This window comes from Paraburkholderia sp. SIMBA_027, from assembly GCF_046535315.1.
In the GTDB taxonomy this organism is placed as follows: domain Bacteria; phylum Pseudomonadota; class Gammaproteobacteria; order Burkholderiales; family Burkholderiaceae; genus Paraburkholderia; species Paraburkholderia tropica.
In genome coordinates this window covers 1-236 of sequence record NZ_JAWRWY010001613.1, presented here as the reverse complement: position 1 = coordinate 236, position 236 = coordinate 1, and the positions used below count along the sequence as shown (strand labels likewise).

General features: G+C 65.3%; 1 protein-coding gene. It reads left to right on the top strand.

Annotation, left to right across the window (positions count from 1 at the left end):
• Window positions 1–236, top strand: a 236-nt coding sequence (locus SB764_RS44640; RefSeq protein ID WP_410867393.1) for a hypothetical protein, incomplete at both ends; no start/stop codon positions are given.

Genomic DNA, 236 nt, shown 5'->3' with positions numbered 1-236 from the left:
ACGCGATCCGAGCTGCGGCAGTTTGCGGAACTCTTCACGCCCCTCTTCCAGGCCTCCTCCGAGGAGGCGCGCCGCCAGGCCGTTGCCGCCCTGTCGCAATGCATCGTAATCCCGCAGGCAGTCGCCTTGTTCATCGGCAATCAGCCGATATCGGTCGCAGCCCCCTTTCTCACCGCCTCGCAGGCGATCAGCGACGATACGCTGATCATGATCGCCCGCACACAGGGCACCGCCCA